Origin of the sequence: Bradyrhizobium sp. RT6a, assembly GCF_040547675.1 — a bacterium.
In the GTDB taxonomy this organism is placed as follows: domain Bacteria; phylum Pseudomonadota; class Alphaproteobacteria; order Rhizobiales; family Xanthobacteraceae; genus Bradyrhizobium.
In genome coordinates this window covers 398,215-418,700 of the sequence record NZ_JBEPQC010000003.1, presented here as the reverse complement: position 1 = coordinate 418,700, position 20,486 = coordinate 398,215, and the positions used below count along the sequence as shown (strand labels likewise).

Annotated in this window: 18 protein-coding genes; 11 read left to right on the top strand and 7 right to left on the bottom strand. The window is 64.4% G+C overall.

Going from position 1 to position 20,486, the window contains the following annotated elements; all coding sequences use genetic code 11:
• The first annotated feature begins 227 nt into the window (after nucleotides 1-227).
• Nucleotides 228-1,421, top strand: coding sequence for an efflux RND transporter periplasmic adaptor subunit (locus ABIC03_RS19950; RefSeq protein WP_354060326.1), 1,194 nt, complete (start codon nucleotides 228-230; stop codon nucleotides 1,419-1,421).
• Nucleotides 1,422-1,436: 15 nt separating this feature from the next.
• Nucleotides 1,437-4,595, top strand: coding sequence for an efflux RND transporter permease subunit (locus ABIC03_RS19945; RefSeq protein WP_354060324.1), 3,159 nt, complete (start codon nucleotides 1,437-1,439; stop codon nucleotides 4,593-4,595).
• Here ABIC03_RS19945 and ABIC03_RS19940 read toward each other — a convergent pair.
• Complete coding sequence (locus ABIC03_RS19940) at nucleotides 4,592-6,853, bottom strand: cation:proton antiporter domain-containing protein (RefSeq protein ID WP_354060322.1); 2,262 nt, start codon at nucleotides 6,851-6,853, stop codon at nucleotides 4,592-4,594. The two genes, ABIC03_RS19945 and ABIC03_RS19940, sit on opposite strands and share 4 nt — an antisense overlap.
• 436 nt (nucleotides 6,854-7,289) lie before the next feature.
• The gene (locus ABIC03_RS19935) at nucleotides 7,290-8,462 is read right to left on the bottom strand and encodes an MFS transporter (RefSeq protein ID WP_354060320.1); all 1,173 of its coding nucleotides are present in this window, start codon (nucleotides 8,460-8,462) and stop codon (nucleotides 7,290-7,292) included.
• A 59-nt stretch (nucleotides 8,463-8,521) separates the two neighbouring features.
• Between ABIC03_RS19935 and ABIC03_RS19930 the strand changes: the two genes are divergently transcribed.
• Nucleotides 8,522-9,319 (top strand): AraC family transcriptional regulator, encoded by a 798-nt coding sequence (locus tag ABIC03_RS19930; RefSeq protein ID WP_275169245.1) that lies wholly within the window; start codon nucleotides 8,522-8,524, stop codon nucleotides 9,317-9,319.
• A 293-nt stretch (nucleotides 9,320-9,612) separates the two neighbouring features.
• Nucleotides 9,613-10,965, top strand: coding sequence for a malonyl-CoA decarboxylase (locus ABIC03_RS19925; RefSeq protein WP_354060317.1), 1,353 nt, complete (start codon nucleotides 9,613-9,615; stop codon nucleotides 10,963-10,965).
• Nucleotides 10,966-11,117: 152 nt separating this feature from the next.
• On the opposite strand, the gene tarD is transcribed toward ABIC03_RS19925, so the two are convergent.
• The 5 genes from tarD to ABIC03_RS19900 all read right to left on the bottom strand — a co-directional run bounded on the left by tarD (nucleotide 11,118) and on the right by ABIC03_RS19900 (nucleotide 15,058).
• Nucleotides 11,118-12,287 (bottom strand): D(-)-tartrate dehydratase, encoded by a 1,170-nt coding sequence (gene tarD / locus ABIC03_RS19920; RefSeq protein WP_354060315.1) that lies wholly within the window; start codon nucleotides 12,285-12,287, stop codon nucleotides 11,118-11,120.
• Nucleotides 12,288-12,432: 145 nt separating this feature from the next.
• Nucleotides 12,433-12,690 (bottom strand): DUF3297 family protein, encoded by a 258-nt coding sequence (locus ABIC03_RS19915; RefSeq protein WP_018318553.1) that lies wholly within the window; start codon nucleotides 12,688-12,690, stop codon nucleotides 12,433-12,435.
• On the bottom strand, nucleotides 12,687-13,163 hold the full coding sequence (locus ABIC03_RS19910) for a glutathione peroxidase (protein WP_354060312.1): 477 nt from the start codon (nucleotides 13,161-13,163) through the stop codon (nucleotides 12,687-12,689). The genes ABIC03_RS19915 and ABIC03_RS19910 overlap by 4 nt, the downstream gene beginning before the upstream one ends.
• A 2-nt stretch (nucleotides 13,164-13,165) precedes the next feature.
• Nucleotides 13,166-14,566 (bottom strand): amidase family protein, encoded by a 1,401-nt coding sequence (locus ABIC03_RS19905; protein WP_354060310.1) that lies wholly within the window; start codon nucleotides 14,564-14,566, stop codon nucleotides 13,166-13,168.
• Nucleotides 14,567-14,800: 234 nt separating this feature from the next.
• Nucleotides 14,801-15,058 (bottom strand): DUF6894 family protein, encoded by a 258-nt coding sequence (locus ABIC03_RS19900; RefSeq protein ID WP_007595657.1) that lies wholly within the window; start codon nucleotides 15,056-15,058, stop codon nucleotides 14,801-14,803.
• 249 nt (nucleotides 15,059-15,307) lie between these two features.
• On the opposite strand from ABIC03_RS19900, the gene pqqA reads away from it, so the two are divergent.
• The 7 genes from pqqA (at nucleotide 15,308) to ABIC03_RS19865 (ending at nucleotide 20,410) form a co-directional block, all read left to right on the top strand.
• Nucleotides 15,308-15,388: a pyrroloquinoline quinone precursor peptide PqqA gene (pqqA, locus tag ABIC03_RS19895; protein ID WP_007595659.1), complete on the top strand. Its 81-nt coding sequence runs from the start codon at nucleotides 15,308-15,310 to the stop codon at nucleotides 15,386-15,388.
• A 117-nt stretch (nucleotides 15,389-15,505) separates the two neighbouring features.
• Nucleotides 15,506-16,435 (top strand): pyrroloquinoline quinone biosynthesis protein PqqB, encoded by a 930-nt coding sequence (pqqB, locus tag ABIC03_RS19890; RefSeq protein ID WP_354060308.1) that lies wholly within the window; start codon nucleotides 15,506-15,508, stop codon nucleotides 16,433-16,435.
• The gene (gene pqqC, locus ABIC03_RS19885; RefSeq protein WP_354060306.1) at nucleotides 16,432-17,223 is read left to right on the top strand and encodes a pyrroloquinoline-quinone synthase PqqC; all 792 of its coding nucleotides are present in this window, start codon (nucleotides 16,432-16,434) and stop codon (nucleotides 17,221-17,223) included. Before pqqB ends, pqqC begins: the two co-directional genes overlap by 4 nt.
• Nucleotides 17,224-17,233: 10 nt before the next feature.
• Entirely contained in the window at nucleotides 17,234-17,545 is a 312-nt protein-coding gene (gene pqqD, locus ABIC03_RS19880; RefSeq protein WP_354060304.1) for a pyrroloquinoline quinone biosynthesis peptide chaperone PqqD, read from the top strand.
• Nucleotides 17,542-18,741, top strand: coding sequence for a pyrroloquinoline quinone biosynthesis protein PqqE (gene pqqE, locus ABIC03_RS19875; RefSeq protein WP_354060302.1), 1,200 nt, complete (start codon nucleotides 17,542-17,544; stop codon nucleotides 18,739-18,741). Before pqqD ends, pqqE begins: the two co-directional genes overlap by 4 nt.
• Nucleotides 18,731-19,717 (top strand): prolyl aminopeptidase, encoded by a 987-nt coding sequence (pip, locus tag ABIC03_RS19870; RefSeq protein WP_354060300.1) that lies wholly within the window; start codon nucleotides 18,731-18,733, stop codon nucleotides 19,715-19,717. Before pqqE ends, pip begins: the two co-directional genes overlap by 11 nt.
• Nucleotides 19,718-19,732: 15 nt before the next feature.
• A complete protein-coding gene (locus ABIC03_RS19865; protein ID WP_354060298.1) occupies nucleotides 19,733-20,410 on the top strand; it encodes a hypothetical protein in 678 nt (225 codons plus the stop codon).
• The last annotated feature ends 76 nt before the right edge of the window (nucleotides 20,411-20,486 follow it).

The following is a 20,486-nucleotide window of genomic DNA, read 5'->3' as shown; positions in this document are numbered from 1 at the left end:
TATTCTTCTCTTGTTCGTCCCGACTACTCCGCGTGCCGCCGCACGGCCTTTGACATAATTCTGGTCGATCGTGCGCGCGATGAAAAGCGGTTTGTGATGGCAAAACTGCCAAAGGCCACAGCGCAGGCTGTAGCACAAGGCCGACGACTGCCATGGCTATGGTGTTCCACGTCCGGGCATTTGTTGGTAGCCTCACGCCCCGACAGACAGCAACCGGGGGCCACCGAATGACCTGCGCGAATCCCGCATCTCCCGCACGGCGCAACGGAGCGTGGAGACATGTCGGGCAGGCACTGGCCGCCGCGATGGCGGTGGCCGCGCTCACCGGCTGCGAGGACAAAAATACGTTCGTCGCGCCGCCCCCGCCCAAGGTGGACGTGGCCGCGCCGGTGCAGCGCCCGGTGACCCGCTATGTCGAGGCCACCGGCAACACCGCGCCGGTCAAGAATGTCGATCTCGTCGCGCGCGTGCAGGGATTCCTGCAATCAATCGACTACCAGGACGGCGCGTTCGTCAAGCAAGGCACCCAGCTGTTCACGATCGAGCCCGAGACCTACAAGCTCAAGCTCGACCAGGCGCAGGCGGCCGAGGCCGGCGCGCAGGCCTCGCTCCGGCAGGCGGAAGCCGACTACAAGCGGCAGAGCGATCTCGTGCAGCGGCAAGCGGCCTCGCAAGCGACCTTGGACAACTCGACCTCGAACCGCGACAACGCACAGGCCAACCTCCAGCAGGCCCAAGCCAATACCCGCCTCGCCGAAGTCAACTACGGCTACACCAAGGTCAGCGCACCATTCGACGGCGTCGTCAGCGCGCATATGGTCTCGATCGGCGAACTCGTCGGGGTCTCCTCCCCGACTCAACTCGCCTCCATCGTTGCGATGGACCCGATCTATGTGAACTTCACCGTCAACGAGCAGGACGTGCTGCGCATCCGTGCCGAGGCCGCCCGCCGGGGGCTCACCGCCGCCGACATGAAGCAATTCCCGATTCAAGTCGGCCTGCAGACCGAGGCCGGCTATCCGCATGAGGGCAAGCTCGACTATGTCGCCCCGACCCTCACCCAGTCGACCGGCACGCTCGCGGTGCGCGGTCTCGTGCCCAACGACAAGCGGGTGCTGCTGCCCGGCTATTTCGTCCGCGTCCGCGTGCCCTTCACCCAGGAGAAGGACGCCCTGCTCGTGCCCGACACAGCGCTCGGCAGCGACCAGGGCGGACGCTATCTCCTCGTCGTCAATAGCGACAACGTTGTCGAGCAACGCAAGGTGCAGATCGGTCCCGTCGACCACGGCCTGCGCGTGATCGAAAGCGGCTTGAAGCCGGATGACCGCGTGGTGATCGCAGGGCTGCTGCGGGTGATTCCGGGCCAGAAGATCGACCCGCAGGTGACGAAGATCGAGCAGCCGCAGGCGTCTGCCAAGTAAGTAGGAGCGCCTGCCATGATCTCAAAATTCTTCGTCGAGCGGCCGGTCCTCTCGAACGTCATCGCGCTGCTGATGATCCTGATCGGCGGCGTCGCGCTGTTCAATCTCGCGATCGCACAATATCCCGATGTAGTGCCGCCGACGGTGCAGGTCACGACCCGCTATCCCGGCGCCAGCGCCAAGACCGTGATCGACACCGTCGCCTTGCCGATCGAGCAGCAGGTCAACGGCGTCGAGGACATGCTCTACATGCAGTCCTACAGCGGTTCGGACGGCACCTATACGCTGACCGTGACCTTCAAGATCGGCACCGACCTCAACTTCGCGCAGGTGCTGGTGCAGAATCGCGTCTCCAGCGCGCTGTCGCAGCTGCCCCAGTCGGTGCAGAACCAGGGCGTCACCGTGCAGAAGCGGTCGACGTCGATCCTGCTGTTCGTGACGCTGACCTCGCCCGACAAGACGTTCGACAGCCTTTATTTGAGCAACTACGCCACCATCAACCTTCGCGACGAACTCTCGCGCCTGCCCGGCGTCGGCAACGTCACCGTGTTCGGCGCCGGCCAATATTCGATGCGGGTGTGGCTCGATCCGAACAAGCTGCAGGTTCGTGGCCTGGTGCCGCAGGATGTCATTCAGGCGATCCAGCAGCAGAGCCAGCAGGTCTCCGCCGGCCAGGTCGGCGCACCGCCGACACCGTCGGGACAGGCGTTTCAGTATACCCTCAACGTCAACGGCAGGCTCGACGACACCACCGAATTCGAGAACATCATCGTCAAATCGGGCACCAGCGGCGACGTGACGCGGGTGCGCGACGTCGGCTGGGTCGAACTCGGCGCGCAGACCTACAGCCAGATCTTCTCCCTGAACAAGCAGCCGGCCACCGGCATCGGCGTGTTCCAGTCGCCGGGCGCCAATGCACTCCAGGTCGAGCAGGCCGTCGAAAAGAAGATGGCGCAGCTTGCAAAGGCCTTCCCGCAAGGGATGAAATACGACACGCCGTTCGACACCACCAAATTCGTGCAGGCCTCGGTGCACGAGGTCTACATGACGCTGATCGAGGCCGGCCTCCTGGTGCTGGTCGTCATCCTGGTGTTCCTGCAGGATTGGCGCGCGATGCTGGTGCCGGCAACCACGGTGCCGGTCACCATCATCGGCGCCTTCGCCGCCATGGCGGCGCTCGGCTTCACCATCAACATGTCGACCCTGTTCGCGATCGTGCTCGCGATCGGCATCGTTGTCGACGACGCCATCGTCGTGGTGGAGGGTGCTGCTCACAACATCGAGCAGGGCATGAATGGCCACGACGCCGCGATCAAGGCGATGGACCAGCTGTTCGCGCCGATCGTCGGCATCACGCTCGTGCTGATCTCGGTGTTCTTGCCGGCCTCGTTCCTCGCGGGCCTCACGGGCCGGATCTATTCGCAATTTGCACTGGTGATCGCGGCAACCGCGCTCTTGTCTGCTATCAACGCCGCGACGCTGAAGCCGACGCAATGTGCGCTCTGGCTGCGGCCGACCGTGCCGCCCGAGCAGCGCAATTTCTTCTACCGGGGTTTCAACGCGGTCTATGATCGCGTCGAGCGTGGCTACACGAGGCTGATCGGCTTCCTGTGCCGGCATGCCACGATCTCGGTCGCATTCGCGCTGGTGCTGATCGGGATCGGCGGCTACGGCCTGTCCCGGGTGCCGACCGGCTTCCTGCCGATCGAGGACCAGGGCTATCTGATCGCCGCCGTGCAACTGCCCGACGGCGCCGCGCTGGAGCGGACCCAGAAGGCGCTCGACAGAGCGAGCGAGCTGATCAAGGACACGCCTGGAGTCCAGCAGGTCATCACCATCGCCGGCATCTCCGCACTCGACAACAGCGCCAGCCTTGCCAATGCCGGTGTCGCCTACATCATCCTGAAGGACTGGGACGCGCGCAAAGGACCGGGCGAAGATCTGCGCTCGCTGGTCTACGGGCTGAACGACAAGCTCGCTGTGATCATGGAGGCACGCACACTGGTGCTGCCGCCGCCGCCGATCCAGGGCATCGGTAACGCAGCCGGCTTCTCGATGCAGGTCGAGCTGCGCGACGGCAACAGCGATTTCGCCAAGCTCCAGGCCATCACGGGCGCGATGGTCAGCAACGGCCAGGGCCAGAGCGCCCTGCAGCGCGTGCAGTCCTCGTTCCGCTCCTCGGTGCCACAATTCAACGTCGAGATCGACCGCATCAAGACCCAGACGCTGCACGTTACGACGGACCAGGTGTTCGCAGCGCTGTCGACCTATCTCGGCTCGTCCTATGTCAACCAGTTCAACAAGTTCGGCCGCGTGTTCCAGGTCTACACCCAAGCCGATCCCGCCTTCCGCGTCACCGAGCGCGACATCGCCAACATGATGGTGCGCAACTCGAACGGCGACATGATCCCGATCGGCACCGTCGCCACGATCACGCCGGCCACCGGTCCCTCGCTGATCAGCCTCTACAATCTCTATCCGTCCTCGACGGTCATCGGCCTGCCCGCGCAGGGCTACTCCTCGGGGCAGTCGCTGAAGCTGATGGAGGAAATCGCGGACAAGACGCTGCCGCCGGGCACCGGCTACGAATGGACCGCGATGTCGTATCAGGAGAAGGCCGTCTCCAACCAGATCTATTGGGTGTTCGGGCTCGCCATGCTGCTGGTCTATCTCGTGCTCGCCGGCCAGTACGAGAGCTGGTACGCACCGATCTCGGTGATCCTGGCGGTGCCGCTGTCGTTGCTCGGCCCCATGCTGATCCTCAACGCACTGAAGATCGACAACAACCTCTATTGCCAGATCGGCCTGATTCTCCTGATCGCGCTGTCGGCCAAGAACGCCATCCTGATCGTCGAGGTCGGGCTCGAGCTGCACGGCCGCGACGGCAAGCCGGTGCTGGAATCCGCCATCGAAGCTGCGCGCGCTCGCTTCCGCCCGATCCTGATGACGTCGTTCGCCTTCATCCTCGGCGTGGTGCCGCTGGTGATCGCGACCGGCGCCGGCGCCAGCGCGCGCAAGTCGATCGGCATCACGGTGTTCTCGGGCATGTTGGCCTCGACCTGCCTCGCGGTGCTGTTCGTGCCGGCGTTCTTCGTGGTGGTGCAGCGCTTCGAGAATTGGCGTGCGTCGAAGAAGACGCCCAAGGCGGTGGCAGTGGCCGAGGTGAAGTCCTAGGCTTTCTCCGTGGAATTCGGCCGCGCCTCGCCGCTTGAGACCAGCAGCACCGAGACCTTTGCCTGCCTGAGCACGGCGTCGGCGACGCCGCCAAAGGAGAGGTGATCGGCCTGGATGCGGTCGACGCCCATCACCACGAGGTCGACGTCGGTGGTCTCGATCTCGCGCAGGATTGCCGCTTCAGGTGTCCGGTTCGCGCGCAAGGTCGTGGTGATGTCGACTTCGTAGCGGGCGGCGAGATCGCTGGCGTCCTTCAGGATACCGGCCTCCTGGCTCAGACCACGAGAGCGTTGCGCGCCCTTGTCGCGTGTCGTCGCGACGTAGATCACCCGGAGCGAGCCTGATCCCGCCTGCGCCAGTGCGACCGCGACCTCGGCGCCGCGCTTGGAGACGCCGCTGCCGGAGACCGGAACGAGGATGTTGAGCGCCTCGGGCATCGGCTGCTTCAGGTGCTTGCCCTTGGCCGCGACGATCGCGAGCGGCCCTTCGAACTCCGCTCCAATGTCCTCGATCTTGCGGTCGAATCGATCCTTGGTAGCCGCGACCTTGTCGATACCGACGACAAGGAGATCGAAGCCCTTCTTCGCTTCGTCTCCTATCGTCTCACCGAGCCCGGATTTGCGGACCCGCGTCGTGACATCGACGCTGCGGACATCCTGGTCACCGCTCGCTGATACCGCTTCAGCCGCCTTCTTCACCACCGCTTCGGGGCTTTCTTCCTCGTCGCGGCCCTTCTCCTGCTCCTTGGCGCGCTTGCCGATGTGCAGCACCGTGATTGGCAGGCCACGCATGCCGGCGATCAGGCCGGCGATGTGGGCGGCGAAGCTGGCATTGACGCTTTCGTCCACTGCCAGCAAGGGACGTTCGAGATTGGCGACGAAGCCGCGCTTCTCGAACTCTTCGCGCTCCAGGCGCTCCCTCTCCTCCTCGCTCATCGGCAGCTTCGCCAGCGCCGCGCGCAGCATCGGCGGCATTGCCATCGTGGTCACGATCGCCATGGTCACGATCATCGTGAACAGGTTCTGACTGAGCACGCCGATGGAAAGACCGATGGTGGCGATGATGACCTCGGTCGAGCCGCGCGCGTTCATCCCGCTTGCGAGCGCCAGCGACTCCCGTGTGTTCAACCCACCCACGGTTCCGCCGATGAAAGCGCCGCCGAACTTGCCGACGCTGGCGATCACGACCAGCAGGCCGGTGAGCATCAGCAGGTTGGGATCGCGGAGCACGGTGAGGTCGGCGCTCAAGCCGGCCAGACCGAAGAACACCGGCATGAAGAAGCTGGAGATCAGCCCGCGCAGGCGCTCGTCGATCTGCCGCGTCAGGATCGGGGACTCTCCAACCAGAATGCCGGCGACAAAGGCGCCGAGCACCGTGTGGACGCCGATCAGATGCGTGATCAGCGCCATGGCGCACATCATCAGCAAGATCACCGTGATGACCGGTGCGGTGCTGACGAGATTGTCGTTGGCCCATCGAATGAGCTGGAACGCGAGGCGGCGGCCGATGGTGAAGCTGATGGCGAGGAAGGCCAGTGTGCCCAGCACGGCTTTCGCCACCGAGGCGATATCCAGCGTGCCGTGCGAGGCCAGGCTGAAGATGACGGCGATGATGATCCAGCCGATGGTGTCGTCGATGACGGCGGTGGCGACGATGATCTGGCCGACATTGCGGCGCATGAAGTTCATCTCGCGCACGACCACCGCGACGATCTTCACCGAGGAGATCGACAGCGCCGTGCCCATGAACAGCGACGCCACCAGGCGGGCTTGCGGGTTCGGCAACAGCGCGTCCGGCAGGAATTCGCCGAGCGCGAAACCGCAAGCGAAGGGCACGAGGATGCCAGCGATCGAGATCGCGATCGCGGCCTTGCCGACCTTCCTGACCAGCTTGAGGTCAGTCTCCATGCCGGTCAGCAGCAACAGCAGCAGGATGCCGAACTGCGCGATGCCGTCGATCATCGCTTTCTGCTCGGGCGTCTTGGGGAAGATCGCGTGCTGCGCGTCAGGCCAGACCCAACCGAACAGCGAGGGACCGAGCAGGATGCCGGCGAGCAGTTCGCCGATCACCGAGGGCTGGCCGAGGCGCTGCATGATCTCGCCGAGACCGCGGCCGACCGCGATCAACAGCACGATCTGCGCCACCAGCAGGAATTCGGACGGACCGGCCGATTTGCCGCCCTCGGCGCTGGTCGCAACGGTGGTGAGGACAAGAGCCGCGGCGACAAGGCCGACCGGTCGGAGCAGGCTCCACTGCATGCAGGAATTTTACCCCTTCATCTGCCCCGGCGAGGTGCCGGGATGACGGGGATAGAACCCGCGGCAGGCCCAGCAGGTTCCTGTCGCTTGCAGGTGGTTAGGGAGGCAACACCAAAAAGCGCGAAAACAACCCCATGCACAGTAGAGATGGGGTTGAAAAGGCTGGAGAAAAATTTGTGTGCGCCGAAGCCAGAATTTCGTCTTTGCCGAAATTGCTTGCTCCGTCGGGCAAAACACTGGCATGATGGCATCATCGGCAGACTAAGCGAGCCGCCGCCACATCCGCCGTCATTGCGAGCGCAGCGACTTGTCCGCCGAAGCTTTAGCGAAGGCGGAAGCAATCCAGAGTCCCTCCCCGGAAGGATTCTGGATTGCTTCGTCGCTACGCTTCTCGCAATGACGCGGTTGAAACGGGCGCGCGCCTCACGCAGATCCCTCACACCGCCTGCGGTGTCCTGATCTCGCGCGGGAGAATGATCGCGGCTGCGATCGCGAGCAGGCAGAGTGCGGCGAAGGCGTGCAGCATGGTGACGAAGCCGCCCTGCTCGTAGAGCCAGGCGACCAGGCCGACCGAGGCGCCGGCCGCGGTGAAGCCGATGAAATAGCGCACGGCATAGGCGCGCGAGCGCCATTCCTCGCTGGTGTATTTGCCGACCATGGCATCGTTGACCGTGACCTGCCCGAACGCGCCCATGACGATGCCGATCGAAACCAGGATCAGCGGCAGATTGGACAGGCTCGCGGCCAGATACAGGAACGGCGCCAGCATGAAGGACAGCGGCAGCGCCACCGTCTTCAGCGAATAGCGGTCGAGCAGCCGGCCGATCGTGTACTGCGTCATCGCGCCGAACACGTAGACGCAGGCCGCGATGACGCCGAGCAGCGCCGGGCTTTTGGTGAGATCGGCGAGCCGCTCGGCGAACAGCTTTGGCAGGGCCACGGTGACGGCATTGAACGTGGTGGAGATCGCGATCACCACGATCAGCAGCGACAGGATCACGCGCCACATGTCCTGCTTGGCGACCCGCGCCTGCGCTGCCGCCTGCTTCGAGCCCTTGCGGTCCTCGTGCACGACCATCATCGCGAAGGCGATGCCGATCAGGATGGTGACGATGCCCGGGACGATGAAGGCAAAACGCCAGCCGAGATACTGGCCGATCACGCCGGTGACCAGCGCCGACGACGCGACCCCGAGATTGCCCCAGACGCCGTTGATACCCATCTCGCGGCCGAGCCTGTCAGCGTAGGACACAATCATGGCAGTGCCGACGGGATGATAGATCGAGGCAAAAATGCCGATCGCGAGCAGCGCCGCACCGAGCTGCGCCGGGGTCTGCACGAAGCCGACCGAGATCATGGAGGCGCCGATGCCGACGAAGAAGATCAGCATCATGTGGCGGCGGCTCCAGCGATCGCCGAGCCAGCCGGTGAGCAGCGAGCCGGCGCCGAAGGCAACGAAGCCCGGCGTCGCATAAGGCAAGAGTTCCGAATAGGCCATGCTGAGCGCCGGTCCCATGATGATCACCGCGGCGGCAAAGATCAGCATCGCGTAATGGTCGATGAAATGGCCCGCATTGACGAAACTGATCACCCGGCTGGGGCTGTTCATGGGAATCCTCTCCTGCTCCGAAATGAGTTATATGTCTTGGGCATGACGGGATGCTGCCAATGACTGTCGTCGAGACGCCAATCCTCCGGGCGGTCCGGAGCAACCACCGCTCGCCTGCGGGCGTGCATCTGGTCGCGCGCGACTACCCCAAGGGCATGCGGATCGCTCCGCATATGCACCGCGAGGCCCAGCTGATCTATGCCGCCAAGGGCACCATGCAGGTGACGACGCCCAAAGGGCGCTGGCTGGTGCCGCCGGACCGCGCGGTCTGGGTGCCGGCCGGGCTCCAGCACGCCATTGATTTGCTCGCCGACATCGAGATGCGCACGCTGTATTTCGACCTCGCCTGGCTGAAGCGCGAGCAGCGCCATGAGGGACTGATCAAGGAATTCGTGGTGCGGGTGTCGCCGCTGCTGAACCAGGCGATCCTCGCACTGTTCGACGCGCGCAATACCGAGGAGCGGACCGATCTGCTGGTTCGCCTGGTGATGCTGGAACTGGTCCAAGCCGAGGATTCCGCGACCTTCGTGCCACTGCCGCACGAGCCGCGCTGCCGGCGCGCGGCCATGATCGTGCTCGACGATCCCACCGGCCTGCACGACATCGACGCGCTGGCGCGCGAGGTCGGAACCTCCGCGCGCACGCTGTCGCGGCTGTTTTCGACAGAGACGCAGCTGAGCTTCAAGAGCTGGTGCCAGCGCGCCAGAATTGCGGCGGCGATCCAGCGGCTGTCGACCGATGCCAATGTGTCGGTGAAGCAGCTCGCGACCCAGCTCGGCTATGCCAGCGTGCCGGCGTTTTCCGCCGCGTTTCGCCAGGTGACAGGGCGGACGCCGACGGAGTTTGCGGGGAAGTAGGGCCGTGAACGTTCACAAGAGGTCGTCATGCCCGGGCTTGTCCCGGACATCCACGTTCTCTGGGGTGCCAACGAAGGTCGTGGATGGCCGGGACAAGCCCGGCCATGACGATGTGGAAGCTGCAGCGCCCCAAACTTTCATGCGCAATTGCCTCGCCGTGGCGGGGCATGACAGCAATCCTGGATCGCACACCCCCCGCTAAACTTGCCAAAATCCCCCGCTTGATTGTGATCGGCTTCCGCCCAAATCCCGTGTAAGATTCCCGCACCGCACAAACCGACACGAAAGCCCCGATGGCCAACGCCTTCTTCTCCGACCTGCTTACCACGATCTCCGAGCGCGGCCGCACGCTGCTCCGGCGCGGGGATTCTGCGGACACCAAACCGGACGCCGATGGACTCATCGAGCTCTGCGGCGCGCTGCTGTCGGGCCGGGGCGAAGCTTCGGGCACCGCCATGGCGCGTGAGGTGCTCGACATCTACCAGGACCTGGATGCGGCGGGACGTCGCGCCTTTTTCGAAGCCCTGGTGCGCGATTTCGGCCCGGATCGAGAGCGCCTGTCCAAGGCGATCGAGACATGGCGCGCCAAGCCGGCCGACGAGGATGCCAGCGCCCTTCATTTTGCCTCCGAGCCGCGCCGGCAGGAGCTGATCCGCCGCCTCAACCGCGCGCCCGGCGGCACCGGCGATCTCGTCAAGATGCGCGCCGATCTGCTCGACATGATGAACGGGCACACCGATCTCGCCGCGCTCGATCGCGATGTCTCGCATCTTCTCTCGTCATGGTTCAACAGGGGGTTTCTCGTGCTGCGCAGGATCGACTGGTCGACCCCGGCCAACATCCTCGAAAAGATCATCCGTTACGAAGCCGTGCACGAGATCAGCGACTGGGACGATCTGCGCCGCCGCATCGATCCGGTCGACCGCCGCTGCTACGCCTTCTTCCATCCCGCCATGGTCGACGAGCCCCTGATCTTCGTCGAGGTGGCGCTGACCGAGACGATCCCCGGCGCGATCGCGCCGCTGCTCGCGGTCGATCGCCCCTCCGTCCCGATCGAGCGCGCCCGCACCGCCGTGTTCTACTCGATCTCCAACACCCAGCGCGGTCTCGGCGGCATCTCCTTCGGCAGCTTCCTGATCAAGCAGGTGGTGGAGGAGCTGCGCCGCGAACTGCCCAAGCTCGACAATTTCGTGACGCTGTCGCCGGTGCCGGGCTTCATGCCATGGGTGAAGCAGGACAAGGACCTGCCGCTGTCGGACGAGGACCGCGAAGTGCTGAAGCGGCTCGACGATCCCAAATGGTTCGAGAACCCCGAGACCACCACGCTGCTACGCGGCGTGCTCGAGCCGCTCGCGGCGCACTACTTCCTCAAGGCGCGCACGCCGAAAGGCAAGCTGATCGACTCCGTCGCGCGCTTCCATCTCGGCAACGGCGCCCGCCTCGAGCGCATCAACTGGTTAGGGGATCTCTCGCCCAAGGGCGTGCGCGAGTCCGCCGGCGTGATGGTCAACTATCTCTATCGCCTCGATGACATCGAGAAGAACCACGAAGCTTATGCGAATGACGGCGAGGTCGTGGCCTCGAGCGCGGTGAAGAAGCTGCTGAAGGGCGAAGGGCGGCGGCTGCTGGATATGAGGTTGTCGTAGCTATGCTGTCGTCCCGGCGAAGGCCGGGACCCATAGCCACTAAACGCAGTTTGATGAAGACTCGGAGTTGCCAACTCAATCCATAACCTCTCCCTGGGGTTATGGGTCCCGGCCTCCGCCGGGACGACACTGAGTTTGGGCCGCAGCGCGGCCTACTCCGCCAGCGCCTTCATCTCCTTGTAGAGGTCCGACTTGCCTTCGAAGCCGATGCCCGGGAGATCGGGCATGGTGATGTGGCCGTTCTCGACGCTGATACCGTCGGGGAAGCCGCCATAGGGCTGGAACAGGTCGGGGTAGCTCTCGTTGCCGCCGAGGCCTAAGCCGGCTGCGATGTTGAGCGACATCTGGTGGCCGCCATGGGGGATGCAGCGGCTCGGTGACCAGCCATGAGTTTTCAGCACTTCCAGCGTGCGCTGGTACTCGCACAGGCCGTAGGACAGCGCGCAATCGAATTGCAGCCAGTCGCGGTCGGGCCGCATGCCGCCGTAGCGGATCAAATTGCGGGCGTCCTGGTGGCTGAACAGGTTTTCGCCCGTTGCCATCGGTCCCGGATAGAATTCGGCGAGGGCTGCCTGCAGCGCGTAGTCGAGGGGGTCGCCGACTTCCTCGTACCAGAACAACGGATAATCCCGCAGCATCTTGGCATAGGCGATCCCGGTCTCGAGATCGAAGCGGCCGTTGGCGTCGACCGCGAGCTGCGCGTTCTTGCCGATCTCCTTCAGCACCGCCTCGATGCGGGTGCGGTCGTCCTCGATATCGGCGCCGCCGATCTTCATCTTCACGACGTTGTAGCCGCGATCGAGATAGCCGCGCATCTCGCCGCGCAGCATCGAGAGGTCCTTGCCCGGATAATAATAGCCGCCGGCGGCGTAGACGAACACGCGCGGATTGGCTTTGACGCCGTGACGCTCAGCCAGCAGGCGGAACAGCGGTTTCCCTTCGATCTTCGCCACGGCATCCCACACCGCCATGTCGATGGTGCCGACCGCGACGGAGCGCTCGCCATGACCACCCGGCTTCTCGTTGGTCATCATCGCGCCCCAGACCTTGTCGGGGTCGAGATTGTCGCCGGCCGCGTTCAACAGTAATTTCGGATCGGCCTCCAGGATGCGCGAGGCAAAGCGCTCGCGGATCAGGCCGCCCTGCCCGTAGCGGCCGTTGGAGTTGAAGCCGTAGCCGACGACGCGCTTGCCGTCGCGGACGACGTCGGTGACGACGGCAACCAGGCTCGTCGTCATCTTGGTGAAATCGATATAGGCGTTGCGGATCGGCGAAGAGATCGGTTTCGTGATCTCGCGGACGTCGACGATGCGGACGGACATGGGTTTGGCCTTTCATTTTCGTCATTGCGAGAAGCGAAGCGACGAAGCAATCCAGACTGCCGCCGTTGAAAGATCCTGGATTGCTTCGCTTCGCTCGCAATGACGGAGAAGAGAGCGTTCGCAATGACGAGGAGAGAGCGCGCTCCTACTTCTTATCCCTGAAATACGGCTCGACCGGGCCGTGCACCTTGATGGTCAGCGGGTTGCCGTGGCGGTCCTTGGCGTTGCCTGCGGTGACGCGGACCCAGCCTTCGCTGATGCAGTATTCCTCGACATTGGTCTTCTCGACACCCTTGAAGCGGATGCCGACGTCGCGGGCCAGGATGTCCGCGTTGTAATAGGGGCTGTTCGGATCGACCGAGAGGCGGTCCGGAAATTCGTCGCTCATGATTGTCTCGCTCATAACAGGGTCTCGATTTGCTGCCGCAATCCTTCGGGCCGGGCGGTCGGCGCATGGCGCGCGACCACCTTGCCGGCGCGGTCCACCAGGAATTTCGTGAAATTCCATTTGATGGAGGCGCCCAGCAGGCCGGATTGCTGGCGTTTCAGGTACTCATACAACGGATGTGCATTGCTGCCGTTGACGTCGATCTTCTCGAACAGGGGAAAGGTGACGTCGTAATTGGTCGAGCAGAACGCCTGGATCTCGCTCGCCGGTCCAGGCTCCTGCGCACCGAACTGGTTGCAGGGAAAGCCGAGCACCGAGAAGCCGCGCGGGTTGAGGTCGCGATGCAGATCCTCCAGCCCGCGATATTGCGGTGTGAAGCCGCATTTGCTCGCGGTGTTGACGATCAGCAGCACCTGTCCCTCGAAGCTGCGCAGGGCGACTTCTTCGCCGCGAAGCGAGTTGGCCTTGAAGTCGTAGATCACCGACATCGCTAACCCACGGGGTCGATCGGCGACGGTGGCACCCCGCCCGCCTCGATCGCCTCGCCTGCGAGCAGGCAGAGATCCTCGCGATAGCGGCCGGACACGATGTGCACGCCGACCGGGGCCTTGCCGACGAGCCCGGTGGAGACCACGAGGCCAGGCAGGCCCATAAAGGGAATGGCGATCTGCGGCAGCTGCGCTTCCCACACGCGTTTGAAGGAGTCGTCGTCCTTGCGGTCGAGATGATCGGGGAACGGCAGTTCGCCGGAGACCGGCGTCAGCAGCACGGCATAGGTCTCGAAGAACAGCATCCAGTCGCGGGTCAGCGTGGCGCGGCGGGTCAATGCCTTGGCGTAATTCGCCTGGTCCATCGGCGTGACCCTGGCGCGGTTGCCGCGCAGGCACGCCAGCGCACCGGGATCACCTTCACGCTCGGCCATCTCCAGCTGCGCCTCATAGCCGTCGCCGAGCCAGAGCTTGATCTGCCACTCGACCGCTTCGCGCATCGGCGGGGTGTTCTCGATTGTCTCGACGGTCCAGCCGGCACGCTCGAGCCGCTTGCCGGCGTCGATGACGGCGGCCTTCACCTCGGGCGCGGTGGCCAGGCCATCCGGATTGAGACACAGCGCGGCGCGCTTCGGCCGCGCGGGGCCTTCCAGCGGCGCCGGCACGAACCAGGGATCGCGGATGTCGCGGGCCGACATGGCCGCGAGCGAAATCCTGATGTCGTTGACGGTGCGCGCCAGCGGCCCCGAGACCGCCATGATCTGCGGCCCGATCGGGCGCTCCGGCAGGGCTGGATTGAAGGCCGGGATGCGGCCCAGCGTCGGGCGCAGACCATGCACGCCGCAGGCATAGGCGGGATAGCGGATCGAGCCCGCAATGTCGGTGCCATGGGCGATATGGCCGATGCCGGCCGCGACCGCCGAACCGGCGCCGCCGGACGAGCCGCCCGGCGTCAGCGAGGCGTCGCGGGGGTTCTTGGTGTCGCCGTGGACCAGATTGGTGGTGAACCAGCGATAGGAGAAAGCCGGGCAATTGGTGCGCCCAAGCAGAACGGCGCCGGCTTTGCGGAAATTGGCGACCACCGGATTGTCCTCGCGCGCGATCAGGTCGCGCTGGAGCTTGAGGCCGTTGGTGGTGGCAAAGCCCTCCTGATCGACATTGGCCTTGATGGTGACGGGCACGCCGGCCAGCACGCCGGGGTCCTCCCCCCTTGCAATGGCGGCATCGACGGCATCGGCCTGCTTGAGCACGTCCTCCGGCCGGTGGTCGATCACGGCGTTAAGCTGGGGATTGACGGCGTCGAGCCGCGCCAGGCCGGCCTGCGCGGCCTCCCTGGCGGAGACCTTTTTGGTTTTGACGAGATTGGCGAGGTCGGCCGCCGACAGGCGCCAGAGATCTTGCATGGCTTGCTCCGTTTAACCGGCGTCTTTTAGCCCCGGGAACGCGGCAAAGCCATGCGGATTTCGCAGGGGCAAAGGGCTGTCAGGCTGTCGTGATCTCACCGCGAAGCGCACTGCAACCTCTCCCGCTTGCGGGAGAGGTCGGCGCGAAGCGGCGGGTGAGGGCTCTTTCCCCTTGGGGGTTCTCGCTCGCGGAAGCACCCTCTCCCGCAAGCGGGAGAGGGAGCGCACCACGCCCTAATGCCGGGTGGCGGACTGGTCCGGGATGTCCAGCAATGCCTCGGTGAAGGGGAATTCGAGCACGATCTCGCCTTCGCGGTCGGTGACCTCGATGACAGCCTCGAGCAGGGCCGGCTGGGTGCCTTCCGACCGCAGCACCTCCAGAATCATCTGGCGGGCAACCTCCCAGGCGCGGTCAGGATTGCGCAGATCCTCTCCCTCAGGATCCACGATCAGTTCGTTGCCGATACGGGTGTTGAAGAAATATCTAGGCATCACGAAGTTCCAGTTGGGTCGCCTGTACCGGATTGAAAGCTGCACTGCACTCACAACTGCTTTATCAGGACAGGGTTCGCGACCGAATGCGCCAAGCGCAAGGCAGCATCACCAGCAAGTATTGTTCCGCCAGCATTTTTCGCGCCGCAACATGGGCTTCTCGGGAAAATTTCACTGGCGAACTTTTCCACCCGCACTAACTTAAGGGTTGGGCGGATACGTCCGAATTCTCGAAAATGGAGAGCCGAAATGGCCTGGAAAGCCCCGAAGATCGTCGAAGTGCCCTGTGGCATGGAAATCAACATGTATGTGAGCGCCACCCGCAAGTAAGTGGCTGGCGATCTACGTTCAGCGCAGGTGGGTCTTTCGGTCACGGCAGGTTTCCGAACGACGGAAACTGTGTTGGCCTGAGATCCACCTCGCAGCGTTCCTTCCAGGAGACGGATCATGCTTCGCGTCGTCGTCCTGGGCGCCGCAGCCGGCGGCGGAGTGCCGCAATGGAATTGCGGCTGCGAGGGCTGCCGAACGGCCCGTGAAAACGGCCAAGAGCTGCAACGGACCCAAGCCTCGGTCGCCTTCAGCGGCGACGGCGAGAACTGGTTCCTGATCAACGCCTCCCCCGACCTCCGCCAGCAATTGAATGCCACGCCACAGTTGCATCCGAAGGCAGGCGCGCTGCGCCATACGCCGATCGCAGGCGTGATCCTGACCAACAGCGAAGTGGACGCAGTGGCAGGCCTGCTGTCGATGCGCGAGGGCTCGCCCTTCACGGTCTATGCGCATGAGAAGGTGCTGGCGATCCTGAAGGCCAACAGCATCTTCAACGTGCTGAATGAGAAGAACGTGCAGCGACAGCCGGTCGGCATCAACGAGCCGTTCGAGCCGCGGCTGCCGGATGGGGCGCGCTCAGGACTTGAGGTGCTGCCCTTCGCGGTCTCGGGCAAATCGGCCTGGTACCTGGAAGGCAAGGCGCATCCGGGCGGCGACGCCGGCGAGGGCGATACGCTGGGGCTGAAGATCACCGATAAATCGACCGGCAAATGCTTCTACTTCATCGCCGCCTGCGCCGAGATCACCGACGCGCTCAAGGCCGAGATCGACGGCGCTGCGCTGGTGTTCTTCGACGGCACGGTGTGGCAGGACGACGAGATGATCAAGGCTGGGCTTAGCCACAAGACCGGCAAGAGCATGGGCCATGTCGCGATGTCCGGCGACCACGGCGCCATCGCGCGGCTCGCCGACCTCACACTCGACAGGAAGATATTTCTGCATATCAATAACTCGAACCCGGCGCTGCTGCCCGCTTCCCCCGAGCGCAAGGCCGCTGAAGCGGCGGGCTGGCAGATACCCGCTGACGGAACGGAGATCGTGCTGTGAATGCCGCGTCACTGACTGGAATGACCGCGCTCTCGATCGGCAAGGACATCAGACTTAACTCGGCCGAGGAGCTGGAGGCGACGCTGCGCCATATCGGGGCGACGCGCTATCACAGCCTGCATCCGTTCCATAAGATGCTGCACGGCGGCAAGCTCAACAAAGGCCAGGTCCAGGCCTGGGCGCTGAATCGCTACTATTACCAGAGCACCATCCCGATCAAGGACGCGGTGGTGATCTCGCGCTTCCGCGACCGCGCCACGCGGCTGGAATGGCGCCACCGCATCGAGGACCATGACGGCGATATCGGCTCCGAAGGCGGTATCGAACGCTGGCTGAAGCTGACCGACGGCCTCGGGCTGGACACGGCCTACGTGGAATCAACCGAAGGCATCCTGCCAGCGACGCGCTTTGCGGTGGAAGCCTATGTGCACTATTGCCGCGAGAAGTCGCCGCTGGAGGCGATCGCCTCCTCGCTCACCGAATTGTTCGCGCCGAACCTGCACGAAGAGCGCATTGCCGGGATGCTGGAGCACTACGACTTCGTCAATCCTGATATCATGAGCTACTTCAAGCGCCGGCTGGCGCAGGCGCCGCGCGACGCCGGGTTTGCGCTCGATTATGTCAAGGCGCATGCCACCACGCCGGAGCAACGCGCCTCCGTCTGCAACGCGCTGATCTTCAAGACCAACGTGCTGTGGGTGCAGCTCGACGCGCTCCAGCACGCCTATGTCGAGGGCCACATTCCGCCGGGCGCGTTCGTGCCCCAAGAACACCAAAAAGCGAGCTGAGGAACAAGCGATGGCCGGGCCGCGTCACATCAGCGTCAGCGAGACCAGCCGGCCGGTGCTGCCGCGGCACGCCAAGCTGAAATATGACGAGACGCGAAAAGTCTGGGTGATCCTGGCGCCCGAACGCGTGCTGGCGCCCGACGAGATCGCGGTCGAGGTCTTGCAGCTCTGCGACGGCAAGCGCAATGTTGGCGAAATGTCCGACCAGCTCGCGGCAAAATACGCCGCGCCGCGCGAGGCGATCCTGGCCGACGTCATCGTCATGCTGCAGGATCTCGCCGACAAGGGCTTTCTTACGGAGGCCCGGGAGAAGACGTCATGAGCGATGTGCTCGGCAATCCCACCATCCCGCCCGATGCCAGCGACAGCCTCGCGGTGCTGGAGAAGCAGCGCTCGACGGCAGAGACGTTCGGCATTCCGCTCGCCGTGCTGCTCGAGATCACCCATCGTTGCCCGCTGCAATGCCCCTATTGCTCCAACCCGGTCGAGCTCGACCGCTCGGGCAAGGAGCTGACCACCGAGGAATGGAAGAAGGTCCTGAGCGAGCTCGCCGAGATCGGCGTGCTCCAGGTGCATTTCTCCGGCGGCGAACCGACCGCGCGCAAGGACCTGGTCGAGCTGGTCAAGCACGCCAGCGACGTCGGCCTCTACACCAACCTCATCACCTCGGCCGTGCTGCTGACGCGCGAGCGGCTGAGCGAGCTTGCCGATGCCGGGCTCTGCCACGTCCAGATCAGCTTCCAGGGCGTCGAAGAGAGCTTGGCCGATCGCGTTGGCGGTTACAAAAACGGCCACCGCAAGAAGCTCGAAGTGGCAAAATGGACCCGCGAGCTCGACCTGCCGCTCACCGTGAATGCGGTGATGCACCGGCAGAACCTGCACCAGTTGCCCGATATCATCCAGATGTCGGTCGATCTCGATGCCGACCGGCTCGAGGTTGCCAACGTGCAATATTACGGCTGGGCGCTGAAGAACCGCGCCGCGCTGATGCCGACGGTGGCGCAGCTCGACGAGTGCACCCGCATCGTCGAGGAAGCGCGCGAGCGGCTGAAGGGCCGGCTGACGATCGACTATGTCGTGCCCGATTATTACGCGCTGCGGCCGAAGAAGTGCATGGGCGGCTGGGGCCGGCAGTTCTTCAATATTTCGCCGGCCGGCAAGGTGCTGCCTTGCCACGCCGCCGAGAGCATCACCGGGCTCGACTTCGAATCGGTGCGCTCCAACCATTCGATCGCCTGGATCTGGCAGAACTCCGAGGCCTTCAATCGCTATCGCGGCACCGGCTGGATGAAGGAGCCGTGCAAGAGTTGCGAATTCCGCGAGATCGATTTCGGCGGCTGCCGCTGCCAGGCCTTTGCGCTGACCGGTGATGCCGCCAACACCGACCCGGCCTGTGCGCTGTCGCCACTGCACGAGACCATCTTCAAGCAGGCCGAGCGCGAAGCCGAGGGCGAAACCAACCGCTTCCTCTATCGCAATTTCGCCGGCGGCACTCTGGAATCCGGGAATGATGCCTGACGCCGACGCGGCCAGCTCAGTCAAGCGCGCCGATCCCTTTGCGCCGCTGACCTCCGAAATGCTCGACGTCGGCGACGGGCACGAGCTCTATGTCGAGAGCGTCGGCCGCACCGACGGAATCCCCACGGTCTATCTGCATGGCGGCCCCGGCAGCGGCTGCCAGCCCGACCATCGCCGGCTGTTTGATCCCGACCGTTTCCATGCCGTGCTGTTCGACCAACGCGGCTGCGGCCGCAGCCGGCCGAAGGGATCGCGCCAGCACAACACCACGCAGCATCTGATTGCGGACATGGAAAAGATCCGCGAGAAATTCGGCGTCGCGCGCTGGATGGTGGTCGGCGGATCCTGGGGCGCGACGCTGGCGCTGGCTTATGCGCAGACCCATCCCGAGCGCGTCTCCGGCATTGCGCTCCGCGCGACGTTTCTCGGCACGCGTGCCGAAGTCGAGATCGCCTTCACCTCGCGCCTGTCGCAATTCTACCCCGCGCTCTACGAGGATTTTCTCAGCGTGCTGGCGCTGGAGGAGCGCGCGCGGCCGGTGGAAGCCTACTATCGCCGCATCCTCGATGCCGATCCGGCCGTGCATGGCCCGGCCTCGCGCGCCTGGCACGATACCGAGCGCGCGTTATCGGAACACAAGGCGGCAAAGACGCGGATCGACCTGGCGTCGCTGAACGTCTGGCGCACATTGCCGGCGACGCCGTTCATGGAGGCGCATTATTTCGTCCAGGACAGCTTCATGACGGAGAACCAGTTGTTGCGGAACGCCGGCAAGCTCGACGGCATTCCCGGCATCATCGTCCAGGGCCGCTACGATTTGTTGTGTCCTCCCGAGACATCGCAGGCGCTCGCGAACGCGTGGCCGGGTTCCGAGATTCGTATCGTGGAAGAAGCCGGCCATTCGCTCTATGATACCGGCGTGCGAGACGCGGTCATGAAGTCGATCGCGGACATCGCTTCGAAGATCTCGCGATAACAGGACAACAAGAAAATGCCACTCGCCGGGAAGGGCATGCTGCTGACGTCGATGAACATCGACGTTTCAGATGAAGCCGATTTCAACCGCTGGTACGATCGCGAGCATCTGGAAGAGCGCGTCGCGATCGAGGGCTTTCTGGAGGCGCGGCGCTATGTCGCGCACGCCGCCAATCCCAAATATCTCTCGCTGTATTCAACCGCGACGCTCGACGTGCTCGACAGTCCCGCCTACCGGGCGCGGCTCGCCAACCAGACCGAATGGTCGCGACGGAGCATGGCGCATTTCAAGGACATGCTGCGGGTCGTCGCGCGCATCACGATCAGCAACGGTACCGGACGGGGCGCGGCGCTCGGGCTCGTGCGGCTGCGGCCGACGCCGGACAATGCAGTCGCATGGCGTGACGCACTGCAAGAACGGCTGGCGCCGGAAAAGCACGACGGCATCATCTCCATGCATCTGCTCGAAAGCGAACCGGAATTGTCGGGCGCGACGGCGGACATTCCGGCGGTGCGCAACGAAGGCGCGCGCGACTGGTTCGTGCTGATCGACGGCACGCATGTCGGCGCGGTCTCCGCCGTGATCGCCGCGCGCTTCACCGGCCCTGCCGCCTCGCCGTTCCCGCTTCCCGTGTCGGTCGGCACCTACAGCCTGATGTGGGACCTCCCGAAGAGCGACATCGCGCGCAACTAAGCCATCGGACGCATCGCAACATGCTGCACCGCACGCATCTCGCGCGCGGCGTTAATGCTGTGTGCGCTGGGCTCCC